The sequence below is a fragment of the Arcanobacterium canis genome, assembly GCF_029625435.1.
Taxonomy (GTDB): domain Bacteria; phylum Actinomycetota; class Actinomycetes; order Actinomycetales; family Actinomycetaceae; genus Arcanobacterium; species Arcanobacterium canis.
Map to the genome: position 1 here is coordinate 588703 of NZ_CP121208.1, position 12838 is coordinate 601540.

Here is a 12838-nt window from a genome sequence, read left to right on the forward strand (position 1 = left end):
ACAAAGCCATGTGAGCGAAAAGAGAAACCATAGTCAAAGGAGAAATATGCGCAAGACGTCTGCGTGTCTATCCGCACTCGCGCTTACCGTAGCGTCGGTGTGCGCTATTCCAGCGTTTGCCGATGACCGCTCTGACTTGGTTGATAAGCAAAAAGAGCAAAACCAAAAGATCGAAAATCTGTCCTCCTCGCTTGAAGGTGTCGATATGTCACTTCAGAAGGCGTATTTGCAGCTTCAGCAAACCCAGGGCAAGCTTCCTGGTGCTCAAGATGCCGTAGCGAAAGCTGAAGATCAACTTGCTGCTGCTAACCGTGAGGCCCAGGCGAACGAAGCGCTACTGAGTGCAGCGCGTGATGAACTGAGCCAGATCAACGCGGCGATCAGCGATGCGAAAGAGAAAGCGGAACAGTCCCGCAATAATCTCGGTGAGCTTGCTCGTGCCACTTACCGCGGACAGCTCCAGCCGTCGGCGCTGTCGCTGATTGTGGGGGTGACGTCGTCGAAGGACTTTCTGGATGCGTATCTCGTTTCGTCCGCAATCTCGCGCACACAGGCATCGTCGCTGACAGCATTCCAGCAGGCAGCGGCGCAGAGTGAGAACCAAAAATCTCGCCAGGACGCCGTCGAAGCAGAAGTCAGTGAGCTCAAAGCGAAGGCCGATGCGATTGTGGTGAAGCGCGAAGAAACGCGCGTGCAGGCGCAGGCCAAACAGGAAGAGCTCAAAAAGCTTGAAAATGATCTTAAGGAACAAACGAAACAACTCGAAGGTCGTAAGGCCGAATTCAAGAAGAATATCCAGACGGTGACTGCCGCGCGTGATGCCACGTCAGCAGAAATTGCCAAGATCGATGCTGAAAATCGCCGAAAAGCTGCAGAAGCTGCACGCCGCGCTGCTCAAGCAAATAGACGTCATCAGTCCGGCAGACAGGACTCAGGAGGTTCGACGACGTCGCGTAACACCGGATCGGGGTATTGGCTGCACCCGCCGGTCCCGGCGCCAGTATACGTCACGAGCCCGTGGGGAATGCGCATTTATCCCTTCGACGGAAGCCGGTGGATGCATAACGGCGTTGATTTGCGTAGCTCGTGCGGCGAACCACAGCGTGCGCCGGCCGATGGGACCGTTGCACGTGTCGTCCCTGCTGCGGGGAACTCGACACACGGTAACCAGATCTTCATCAACCACGGTATTGTTCATGGATCTTCATGGGTGACGGTGACAAACCATCTCTCGGGATTCAATGTTCGCGTGGGGCAGTCGGTAAGCCAGGGGCAAGTCATCGGTTGGACCGGACAGACGGGAATGGTGACCGGATGCCACGTTCACTTTGAAGTATGGAAGAACGGTGGCGTCATTAACCCGATGAGCCTGCCGTCCTTCACTCAGCGTTTCGGATGATTTACCGTGGTGTCGGCTTGCTCGGCACGGCTATCTTCTCAGTAACGCTAGAGCTATCTGTTTCGCAAGCGCCAGGTGCGCCCCGACGCCGTCGCCGGTTACACTGGAACTGAGATATCTGAAGGAAAGTAGGTCGATTGTGGCAAAAGCAAAGATGAGTGCTGCGCAAAAGGCGAAGGCGGCTGCTGATGCGAAAGCCATGATCGCGCGCAATAAGAAGGCACTTCACGATTATTTTATCGACGACCGTTTCGAGGCCGGATTAGTGCTGTCAGGCACGGAAGTGAAGGCGTTGCGTATGGGGCGTGCTTCGCTGACGGAGGCGTGGATCGAGGTAGATCGGCGTGGAGAAGCTTGGATTATTGGCATGAACATTCCAGTGTATGCGATGGGTTCGTGGACGAACCACCGTCCGACAGCGAAGCGCAAGCTATTGCTTCACAAGGATGAACTTGACGAGCTTGCGGTGCGCAGCCGCGAAAAGGGATACACCATCGTTCCGCTGGAACTGTATTTCCTGCGTGGGCGGGCGAAGGTAGAAATCGGAATTGCGCGTGGTAAGCAAGAGTTTGACAAGCGTGAAACTCTCAAGCGCAAGCAAGATAAGCGTGAGACGGATCGCGCGTTGGCTGAGGTGCGACGTCGCCAACGCTAGCGACACCGCCGACGTCGAAGGTTCTGTTGCGTATGCAATCTCGCTCTTCGTCATGAGACAAGAGCTATGTCGCTAACGGCGAAATCAGGCGTCAGGAGGAATAGGACTGATGTCCTAAACGTTATGCTGGATATGACGCGCCCGATACCGGGTGTACATTCGAACAAGGAGTTCTTATGACATACAAGATTTCTGTTCTCGTGGGCTCGCTGCGCACGGGTTCTTACGCTCGCAAGATCGCTACCGAAGCATTGGGAATGTTCCCGGAAGGTTTCGAGGCTGAGATCGTGGAGATTGGTGATCTTCCACTGTACAACTTCGACTACGATAATCCGGAGCAGACCGACGCGCCGACTCCGCAGTCGTACACAGATTTCCGCGAGACCATCAAGGCGTCTGACGGCGTGCTCTTCGTGACCTCGGAGAATAACCGCACCATTCCGGCCGTGCTGAAGAACTCGGTGGATATCGGCTCTAAGCCGAACGCAGATGTGGCATGGAAGAACCGTCCGGCTGGCATTATTTCCCACTCGGTTGGCGCAATGGGTGGCTACTCGGCTCAGAAGAACCTGCGCCTAGCTTTGTCCTACTTCGATATGCCGATGCCGGGTCAGCCGGAAGTGTTCCTGGGCAAATCGCCGGAGCTCTTCGATGATAACGGCAAGCTCGTGGAGCGCACTGAGAAGTTCGTGCGTGACTACGTTGAGCGCTTCGCTGCTCTCGTTGAGAAGACTAACGTTAACGGCAAGTGAATCTTCCACGGCAGTGATTGCTGTGTGACAGGATCCGTTAGTGAGGGGCGCGTGATGAACGCGTCCCTCACTTTTTATGGTGCAGTGGACGGAGGCAGGCGAGCGAATTTTATGGTGCAGCGGGACGAGGCAGGTGAGCAAACTTTATGGCGCAGTGGACGGAGGCAGGCGAGCGAGTGTCCACCCGCCTCTGGACTTTCGGGACTGGTGGACTTTCGTGACTGGTGGACTTTCGTGACTGGCGCGGGTAGTATCAGTGGACACGTTGTTTCACAACTGAATACGGGGCTGATCGGTTTCGACGGCGGTGACTGCCGAAGGGAAGCGGGTAGAGGATGCTTGGTTATCTCTTAAACGATTCCAAGCGAAAAAATAACTGCCAACAAGCAGAACAACGACTTCGCCCTCGCTGCCTGAGCGCGAGCGCATTTAAATGAAGTCCGTCAGACCATCCGTGCTTTCCGGATGGATTCCTGGCGTCGTTTTAGAAAGCCACTGCTGATCTGCTAGGGAACTGAGCAAATCGGGACTTTCAAAGTTTCTAGGTTGGTGAGTGACTTGTTCACGTGAGCACTCCAGCCGAAAACAACGTTTTGTGAACTGCACCCGGAGAAGACTTGGGTTTTGCATCGTCGGACGGGAGTTCAATTCTCCCCAGCTCCACCATCTGCACTCTACTTTGGATACAAAGAATTGCGTGCGAAATAAACCCTTCAAAAAACGTGTAATCGTTGGTATTACGTGGTTTTTGAAGGGTTTTCTTTGTTTATTGCTAGGGCGTGCTGCTTCGCGGTGGGGTGGTAGAACCAGTTTTAAAGACCTGACGGGACGGTTTGGGCGGTGTTTGGGTGGAAGCGTCAAAAAGTACGGGCTTGCGTCGAAAAGTATAAGGGTGGAGCGTCAAAAGGTATAGAGAATTCCTAAGATGTTGTTGTCTATGCCTACAAAATCTCAGATGGACAGAAAAGGCATACCGCTCGTAAACGTCGGCAACGCTCTTTAGGAAAACTAGCCTTGTCGAGTTCGGGACCAATATGACATAAAACCGCTATAATTCAAAGCACATCAGCATAAAGCAAGGAATCAACCAAATTAGCAGCAGACTTACCAGTTTTTTAATTTCTCTTAAAATAAAATACAGTTGGTGGTGCGGAATTTTTGTCATCTCTCCCTGTCTAAGTATGAGTGTAGTTAAGTAGAAAAATAAGGAGATTTGCTATGAATGCCAATGTTATTAATAACTCTGGAAACGGTAATATTATCAATCAGACGGTTGGTAATGGAACGATTTATGATCTAAATATTAACGAGCTGGCAGATGAGTATAATCACAGTGACAAGCTGGTTCGAGAGAATTTCTCATCCAGGATAAAGAAATCCTGCTTAGGAATCGTTGTGGCCGTAATTTTTCTTGCATTCTCTATATTTGTTGGATGGAGACACGGCGCTTTTGCAAGCATTAGCTCCTTCTATGAATTCCTGGTAGAAGACACAAAGGTGGGGTCGCTGGCATCTATAGCCACTATTGTTCTTGCTGTCCTTACTCTACTCACTAGCGCTTGGGGAGTGGAAGAACTTAGTAACCCAACGAAAATAGAAAAGCGGCACGGAGAGAGAAAGAAATTAATAACTGAACGTGTGGAGGATATTGGTGCGTCGAAGCACCAATGGAAAGAAGCGCTGAAGAAGGCAAAAGATAAGTAAGTGTGATGTACAGTATTGTCGACTCATGAGTTAGAGTTTTAAGTTTTGCACCCGCCAGCCACCAGTGCGCCCGCTCAGCGGTTTGTATTCAAAGTTGAGTGCGAAACAACCCCTTAAAAATCCTGTAATTGTTGGTATTACGGGGTTTTGAAGGGGTTTCTGTGTTTATATGAGGCTTATAGGCCAGATGGTGTTGGTTTTTGGTCTGTTTTTTGTTGGTGTATCAGTGAAAAGTGGGGTTTGAACTCGTTTTGACTTGAGTTTTTGGTTGGCCATATCGTGTTGGTTTTACGGTATTTTTTTGGCTTGGATAAGCCGTAAAGTCGGTGTTGAAGTCGGCTTGAATTAAGGGATGGGAAATCCTCGATGCATTATTTGTGGCGGCACGACCCAGAAATGGGGTTCGACTCGAGCAGGGAAACCACGATTTCGATGCCCGGCCTGCCGTGTTAGCCAGAGCCGGAGCAATAATATCCAAGCTCGTGATTTTGCTGCGTTTTTAGACTTCATAACGGGTGAAAATACGCTGGCAGATCATGGAGCTAAAGCACGCACACTACGCCGCCGTAACGAACAATTTTGGTGTCTATGGCCTGTTTACCCACTCGTTGATGAGGTTCACCATGTGGTGTTCGTTGACGGGATCTACCTCTGGCATAAACTCGTTATTTTGATTGCTTGTAGCAAAACCCACGTGCTTGGCTGGTATGTAGCAGGGGGGGGAAACTACTGCTGCTTGGAAGGCACTCTTTTCACGTATCGCAGCCCCTGACGTGGTGGTGTGTGACGGCGGGCAAGGTATTGCCAGTGCAGTGAAAACTACCTGGCCAACGACACGTATCCAACGATGCGTATTCCATGCCTTTAGCGCCGTTAAACGTAAAACCACTACTCGGCCACGCACTCAAGCGGGAATCGACCTCTACGCTATTGCTAAAGCCTTACTCCACATTGACACTCACGCCCAGGCGGTGGAATGGATGAGCCGCCTAGCGGCATGGAACACTACTTATAAGGCCTTCCTTGCCGAACAAACCCGGCTACCTAACGGAAATATAGTCCCCACCCATCACCGGTTAATCACAGCTAAAAACACGTTAAACACGCTAGTAAAGCAAGAAACGTTATTTACCTACCTCGATGCCCAGCTCACCATTGAAGATGATCCAATCCCTGCAACATCCAACCTCATCGAAGGTGGAATCAACACTCGCACAGACGAAGAAATAAAGAACCTCTTTAACCGGGCAATACACCACTCACAATCACAAAATGAAATCAACAGATCGGGAACCGCAGTGAACTGGACCGACTTCCACCACAACGGAACATGGCATGAAACCTACTAAACCAAAACCAACACATTTTGGCCAATAAGCCTTGGAATGGGCACAGGAGAGGGTGCGTGGGCGCGCTTTAGGTGCTGATCGGGTCGTGGATATCGTTCTGAGGGGGTACTGCCAAAAAGTGTGGCTTGCGCCGAAAAGTATGAGATGGATAGGCGACACAGCCAGTTTTATCGCTTGTAGCAAGAAGGAACCCCTCCCCGCTCAAGATATAGCGAGATATGCCAATCACCGATTGTAAAAATTGATCTGTGCAATACGAAATCGTAAAAATGCGTCAGACGGTGGATCATCAATCTCCGTTTGATCGAGAAATTGACGGCTTTAATCCTGAGTGGTGGTTTAGCAGGAAGGAAAGAGCCGCTGATAACTCACGAATTGACTACGTTAAATTCCTCGCAACGGAATAGACGTGGCTCGCGCCGAAGTGGTTCCAAGACGGCTTTCGAATTCGTACCAGTTTCTTTAGTCAGAGCGTTCTGTCCTTGAAGTTTCCTTTTTTGAAGTACGAGAGGGATATCGACGACATGGCCATGGACAGCAGTTCGCGCATCAACTTGCTGAGACGTACAAGCCTACTGAGCTAATAGCTTTCTCACACCGCGCGGATGACTTTTGGCTATCTACAGGCTGGACTTACTGCCCACGTAAAGATGGACAGACTATCCGAGTGCAATCGTTATTTGTCAGCAACACTTGGTGATTTGCGGCAGCTGTATAAGAAATTGGCGACTGATGCAGAATCGGGAATGGGAGCCGATTGGATACAAGGCTAGGCTGCTGGACGGTTGGCTGAACGCGGCTGAAATGGCTTGCTACTAGGCAAAACTCAATGCCAAGTACGCGCGTACTTTCGCGACGAAAGCGAAGATACCAACACAAACTTGCAGCATCTCAGTTGATTGGCTAGGCAAGTTACCCTCGTAACACCGAGAGGAAACCTACCGCCGAAAAGTTCTGGTTGTGCGGGAATGTTGATTAAACCTAAAAACGTTGGAGTAAAGCGTTGATACATAATCAATAGTGTGCGTGAGTACGCGCTGGTCGCTTGAAATAGCGCGGTAACAGGCGAAAAGCTCGGTTATGGGTGGTGCGGCGCTCACAGTTATGTGAGTTGCACTTCCGTGATTTGCCTAGCTGTAGTGTTCATTGGTAAGCAACCGGACGAGGTGCTGCACCCACCGTCCGAAGCAGAAAGTAGAGCGTCAAAAGGTATGGGAAAGCGTTAAATTGTTTAGAATAGTCGCTGCTCGGAAGAGTCTGGAGCCCACACGCTAATTGGAATGAATGGGTTTTCTCGTAGCCTTCTCGTCAGAGTTTTGTCGTTGACGATTATGGCGACTGACGCTCTTGCCCTCGTCACCGCAACACAGAAGCTACAGGCGCTCATTCCCGCCAAAGGCGTGCCCTTTGTTATCAAATCGATCATAGGTTTGGTTGGGAAAATAATCACTCGTTCGTAGGTGAGTCCCTTGACGGTTCCGATGTTTTTGAATTCCAGATTAGTTAGATGCTTGCCGGAAGCTTTACTGCTGCGCAGAGGCATCGGATGATAATTTTCGAGATAGGTTGCGAGGTGTTGTTCGTGCACGAGAAAGACACCGTCGTGTCCAGTTACCTTCTGGTTTTGGGAGTTCGTTGGCGCGAACCCCAGTTCAGGGGGGAAAATACGGTCTGAGAAGTCAGAAATTCTCTGGTTGGAGCGCCAGGTTTCACATAGCTCCTTGATTTCAAGGCGACCCGCCGATTCGTGCTTCCGGTACCAGTTGATGAGTCCTAGGCGATCGGCGTTTCGGTTTTTCGATGACGTTTGATCACTATCGAGCAGGGATTGTCTGACATCACCGACCAAGATCAGATGCGGTGTCGCTTGGCTTATGAGCCGCTCGATGATGTCGAGGCTTTTTCGGCTGATGTCTTGGACTTCGTCGACGATTATTTCGTCGTAAATGCGGCCTAGCCGTTTTTCAACTGCCCCTTGCATAGCTTCGGCGACCTTGACTGCAAGCTCGGGCAGTGTTTCTTTGTATATCGACCCATTCGAGGAGAAATAGCGCCGAATCCCTCCTAGTTTGAAGTGGTCTTTGGGGTGCGTAGCACGGTCGAAAATGAATCCTGTAGGGCGTACATCTGGGAATAGTACGGGGAGATATGGTCGGACGTAGTGTCTAATCATGAATGCGTACCAACCCATGACGTCTGGCATTTGAGACTGGCTGCACGCGACGGAAAGACGCGAAACGAGTTCTTCTTGCCCCGAGTTGGTGAGGGTGATGACCAGCCGTCTCTTTTGATTCGCCGTGTTAGCGCATCTTTGGATGATGAGCTCTGTCTTTCCTGCCCCAGCGCATGCGTGAACGAAGTTATGTATCACGATAATTCGCTTGTCCTGATCACGACGCTTTGAAGCGAGTTGATTGCATCTGTGATGTATTTTGGAGGATTCAGCTTTTCCGGCGAGGTCGCAATTTTGAGTGCCGTAGCCGTCTTGTGCGTCGACATCCAATCCAAAAGGTCCGTGTTGTTGTCTAGCTCCAGAACTGTTCGAAGAGTATCTTCACTATTTGCCGACTTAATCTGGTGCTCGAGCGTCCTACCCAAATCGGGTTGGCCAACAAACAGCTCGCGTTCGTTGGGTTTCGTGAAGTCCTTAACCTTGTCCTGCCAGTGTTCGGGGGTCTTGTCATCGTTGTCACGTAGCGCCACAAGTTGTCGGTTCAGCACTGAAGCTAGTTCGAATCCTCGACGGAAGGAGACCCCGCCGATTGATATGACGTCCACTCCATAGTCGAGGGGCTCAGCTCCGTACTTATCGCGAAAGAATCTGTTGAAAACGATTTCGTCTGACGGCCCTTCAACCAGTACAACCTTTTTCGCTAGGACGAGTCGTAATGTGTCGAATCCAGAAAGTTTCTTGAAGTACTCTGATGTGCCATCGCTCAGGTCTTGGAAGGCGTGCGCATTGCCCTCGTGTAGGAGAACAAGCTGGTCTAGGCCAAGGCGGTTGAGGACGTAGGAGCTGTGTGTGGTGACGAGTACCTGTCGGCCCTCACGTGCTGCTGAAATGTAAGATAGTAGCTCACGCAAGCTTGTATGGCTGAGGTGGTTCTCCGGTTCTTCAACTAGCAGATAGGCGGAAGACTCAGACGACCTTCCCATTGCAAGAACCGTTTTGGCTATCGCCTGCGTTCCTTTTCCGGATTGAGAAAATGGAACCTTGCCTATCGCTGGCACCAGAGTGTTTGCCCATGATGATGAGCGCGACTGGTCAACTTGAATACCAAGCTTCAACTGGCGAAACGCGGAAAAGTCCGTGCCCAACGCTCCGTCAAGCACTGTTAACAAATCATCACCCAGAGACGCCCTCATCTTACGGTGCTCAACTGAGACGTGGTTGCGTACTTTAGGATCGAGTCGTTCTTCGACAATCTGACGGGTGTAGTAGTCCATGCCCCGATCTGAGCGAATTGTGCGCGTGTCGATAACAGCAACCCCCAGTTCCTTGGGACGTCGATAGACAATTTGGTCGGCAAAATCTCGCCAATCGAGGCGGTAGTACTCAACTGGGAGAATATGGGGACAATTCTCTTCTCGAAAATACTGCTCGATCTCTTCCGAATAATCAGGGTCGGGATATGCGTGAACGGAAAGACCGACGCTATCTTCCTTGAGCATGTTGTGAATGCCCCGCATCTTCTGAGAATCTCCGTCTGGAGCTTCAAGATGTATATCGATACGGAACTCTGGAATCGCAGGAAGTGAATCTCCAAACTTCGTATTCGAGAGTGCGTTGAAGAAAGCATCGACGAGTTCCATGTTGAACCAGTAGGGGTTGAGCGCCTCGCTTGCTGCCACGCCTTCGAACTTGCCAGTGAGGGCCATCGTAATCGCTTCAAGGAGAGTGGACTTACCCGCTTCATTTGCGCCCACAATGATGTTCATTTCGTGGTGGGGATTGAGAGTTAGCTCTTTGAACTTTCGGTAGCCGCGAATATGAACTTTCGTGATCACTGTGCCACCACCTGTTTGATGAGCGTGACGATGTCGTCGTGCTTGAGCTGGGGCGCGAACTGGACGTTGATGTTCTCATCGCTGATGGATTCGAAGAACTTCTTGACTGCTGTGAACCGTAGCTTCTCTGACTCGCGTAGGTCGGATTGGGAGTTGACGTCCTTAGTTTCGATGACGAAGTTCAGCGACATTTTGCCGTCTGCACCCTTGAGCACGTACATGAAGTCCGGGCTTGTGGTGCCACCGAAATAGACAGGCACACGGATCGATCGCCTAGGAATTTTGCCGTAGACAACGACTTCGTCGAGCGCAGCGGAGTCTTGGATGTTGTCCTTTTCTTTCGGTGAATCGTAGATGAACGCGTCGTAGAGGAATTTATCTGGCACATTCGCGCTGGCATCACGGTAGATACCGATATTGCCTTGCACGATGTCATGCAGTGGTCGCCCGTCTGGTTCGGTCAGTGCCGTGGCTCCCAATGGTGCATCAATGCGCATGTAGGAGAAGCGGTTGATGAACTCGTGTTGCATCCACTCGTGGAACTGGGTGACGAACCTAGCCAGCGTGGTCTTGTTGAAGAATCCCTCTGGGAGTGGGTGCTTCTTGTGGTAGCGCACGAGCCCTGCATTGATTGCTTGGAGTGGCAGATAGGTTTGCAGGTAGGCACCTTTGAGCCAGTCTCCGTAGGTGAGCGTGTCATTGACGGAGAACACAGCCTTGGTTGATGTTTTGGTAATCAGCTCACCATCGCCGTCACGCTCGATCTTCTCTTGCGTGAACCGTCCGGTTTGTGCGGTGTAGATTCCCGAGTCCAAAATGCCGTCGATACAGGCCGCGATCTCTTGTTCGGTGAGGTATTCGAGCCGCAGGTAGTACTTAGCGTTGACCGCCTCCCACAAGTTTTTAAGCTCGGCGTAGCATCCAGGGCGGATACCTACCTTGGTTTTGGACTTGTTCGTGACGACCTTGTCGGGCTTGATCTTGCCCACATTAAACTGCGGATAAGCTTCGAGCAATTCAGATTCTTTACCTTCAATGATGTTTTTGTCGGTATCGACAAACCCTGCCTGTAGCAAACGAATAAACAGGTCTGTTTCGACAATTCCGAGCTCTGCTGCGACCTTGGGTAAGAGTTCCTTCACCGACGGAGTTGCCATGGCAACGTCGGAGTTGATCTCGCCGATCAGCGCGTTAGCGAAAGATTTCTCGGTGTAGTCGATCAGATACGTGAGGTAGAACTGCTCGTGTGCGAGCCGTGTACCGTCCACGTCCACAGGCAGTCGTAGACCGCGCCCGACTTCTTGCAGCTTGGAGATTTCTGAACCCGAGGAGCGCAGCTTGACGATCTGGAAGACGTTTGGGTTGTCCCAGCCTTCACGTAGCGTCCATTTCGAGAAAATGAACCGCATCGTATTAGGCTTGCCATCTGGACGCGTGAAGGACAGTAATGATTGCTTGTCCCGCAAAATCTGATCCACTTCAGCTTGGATCGCTTCATCGCTGGAGGAATTATCCGCAGAAAAATAGCCACCGTTCGTCGCCGCCACGTCCGCCAACGAAGCCTTCAGGTAGGCGACGTATTCTTTACCAGCTGTGGATGTGTCGTTTTTGTGCTTGTCGATTTGCTCACTCAGTTTGGTGGTGAGGAGTACATGGAAACGCGCACGCAAATGCCCTGGCCCGTCTTCGCCACGGTAGGACTCGATCGAGTCGATGAAGAACAAGGTGAGTGTTTTGACTTTGGTGGAACGACGGAAGTTCTCCCACTCAGATTCGAAGTGATTATCTAGTGCTTGCTTCATCATTAAGCTCTGATAAGTCTCTGAATATACGCGGCTAGCCAAAATATCGCCCGTAGCGAGGATCTGCCCGTTCGACAACGTGACACCGGATTTGATTAGCGCGTTCTCAGTTTTGCCCACGCCCTCGACCGTGACTCCTGCGAAGTCGCCAAAGATATCGCCCAGAGATTCACCAACCCTTAGCGTGATGGACTTGCCCGTATCGAGGTTGTTGAACGTAGCGCTCTTGGGTTTCGAGCGCGACATTCCAGTGAGCTTCAGACGCACAGATTCGCTGCCGTCATCTTGCGGATATTGGATCGCTACGCCCTTTACGAGCTGTTCGTTGAACGCTTCAACCGATCCGAGGTTGAACACGAGGTTGTTGTATTCGGTTGTTCCGGACTTGTCGAGCTTCGGGAACGTCGCTCCGAACCGGAAGATCGCTTGCGGCTGGATTCGCTCGAGGAGGACTTGGTATGCCTTGTTCTCACGCCGGAACCTGTGCGGCTCGTCAATAATGACAACTGGGCGGGTCATTGCCAGTGCTTCATAGGGTTGGCTCGACATTCCCAGCACCGACTGGTCATACACGCAAGCCATCGTCGCTTTCGACTGCAACATGCCATCAGTCATCAACAACGCGCTGATCCGGCCTTTCGCTAGCCGGGAGGCTTGCACGAAGTTCGAGATCGCCGAAGGGAACATTTTGCGGCCCTTGGACCGATTCTGCGGATCCAGCACTTCAAGATCCAGCTTGAAACGACCACCATACGTGTCATCGAAATACTGGCGGGCATAATCTGATTTTATGAATGCGCGGGTGCCCTCTTTAATGGGAGTCGAGGGCACCAAAATGATGAACTTGTGGAACCCGTATAGCCGGTTCAACTCGAACATCAACTGCGTGTACACCAAGGTTTTACCCGTGCCCGTCTCCATCTTGATATCCACACCCAGCACGCCGTCATCAGCGCGGGTACGCCACGCTTTCGGCACGGCCGCCACACCATCAACGGCCCCGGCCTGCAGCTGGGCAATATTATGCGTGATCTGCGGGTCGCTTACGTCAAAGACTGGATTCGCTTCCGAAGGAGACGCGAAACTTAAATCAACATCCGCGAACACCGCAGTCGCCGCGTTCAACGCGCGCTGTTGGTGGTCGAGAGTTTGAAGCCTAATCTGCATCA

7 protein-coding genes, 1 other RNA gene and 1 pseudogene are annotated in these 12838 nt (G+C 51.4%); 6 read left to right on the plus strand and 3 right to left on the minus strand.

The genetic code is table 11. The features are described 5' to 3' along the window. The first annotated feature begins 46 nt into the window (after positions 1-46). The 6 genes and pseudogenes from P7079_RS02630 (at position 47) to P7079_RS02655 (ending at position 5859) form a co-directional block, all read left to right on the plus strand. Positions 47-1399, plus strand: a complete 1353-nt coding sequence (locus P7079_RS02630; protein WP_278013288.1) for a murein hydrolase activator EnvC family protein — start codon at positions 47-49, stop codon at positions 1397-1399. Positions 1400-1553: 154 nt separating this feature from the next. After that, entirely contained in the window at positions 1554-2054 is a 501-nt protein-coding gene (gene smpB, locus P7079_RS02635) for an SsrA-binding protein SmpB (protein WP_278013590.1), read from the plus strand. A 176-nt stretch (positions 2055-2230) separates the two neighbouring features. After that, positions 2231-2806 (plus strand): NADPH-dependent FMN reductase, encoded by a 576-nt coding sequence (locus tag P7079_RS02640; RefSeq protein WP_278013289.1) that lies wholly within the window; start codon positions 2231-2233, stop codon positions 2804-2806. 284 nt (positions 2807-3090) lie between these two features. Continuing rightward, positions 3091-3472, plus strand: a transfer-messenger RNA (tmRNA) gene (gene ssrA, locus P7079_RS02645). Positions 3473-4024: 552 nt separating this feature from the next. Next, positions 4025-4510 carry a hypothetical protein gene (locus P7079_RS02650; RefSeq protein WP_278013290.1) on the plus strand — a complete coding sequence of 162 codons (486 nt, stop codon included), beginning with the start codon at positions 4025-4027 and terminating at the stop codon, positions 4508-4510. 352 nt (positions 4511-4862) lie between these two features. Beyond that, positions 4863-5859 (plus strand): annotated as a pseudogene (locus tag P7079_RS02655) (IS1249 family transposase). Positions 5860-7090: 1231 nt separating this feature from the next. On the opposite strand, the gene P7079_RS02660 reads toward P7079_RS02655, so the two are convergent. The 3 genes from P7079_RS02660 to P7079_RS02670 are packed head-to-tail and all read right to left on the minus strand — an operon-like array spanning position 7091 to position 12836. Further along, positions 7091-8230 carry a UvrD-helicase domain-containing protein gene (locus P7079_RS02660; protein WP_278013291.1) on the minus strand — a complete coding sequence of 380 codons (1140 nt, stop codon included), beginning with the start codon at positions 8228-8230 and terminating at the stop codon, positions 7091-7093. Further along, complete coding sequence (locus P7079_RS02665) at positions 8227-9867, minus strand: ATP-dependent nuclease (protein WP_278013292.1); 1641 nt, start codon at positions 9865-9867, stop codon at positions 8227-8229. Before P7079_RS02665 ends, P7079_RS02660 begins: the two co-directional genes overlap by 4 nt. Beyond that, entirely contained in the window at positions 9864-12836 is a 2973-nt protein-coding gene (locus P7079_RS02670) for a type III restriction-modification system endonuclease (RefSeq protein WP_278013293.1), read from the minus strand. The genes P7079_RS02665 and P7079_RS02670 overlap by 4 nt, the downstream gene beginning before the upstream one ends. Positions 12837-12838: the final 2 nt, after the last annotated feature.

Excerpts from the sequence above, each read along its gene's own strand:
- P7079_RS02670 (WP_278013293.1), bottom strand. The coding sequence starts at position 12,836 with ATGCAGATTAGGCTTCAAACTCTCGACCACCAACAGCGCGCGTTGAAC.
- P7079_RS02650 (WP_278013290.1), top strand. The coding sequence starts at position 4,025 with ATGAATGCCAATGTTATTAATAACTCTGGAAACGGTAATATTATCAAT.
- smpB (WP_278013590.1), top strand. The coding sequence starts at position 1,554 with ATGAGTGCTGCGCAAAAGGCGAAGGCGGCTGCTGATGCGAAAGCCATG.
- P7079_RS02630 (WP_278013288.1), top strand. The coding sequence starts at position 47 with ATGCGCAAGACGTCTGCGTGTCTATCCGCACTCGCGCTTACCGTAGCG.
- P7079_RS02640 (WP_278013289.1), top strand. The coding sequence starts at position 2,231 with ATGACATACAAGATTTCTGTTCTCGTGGGCTCGCTGCGCACGGGTTCT.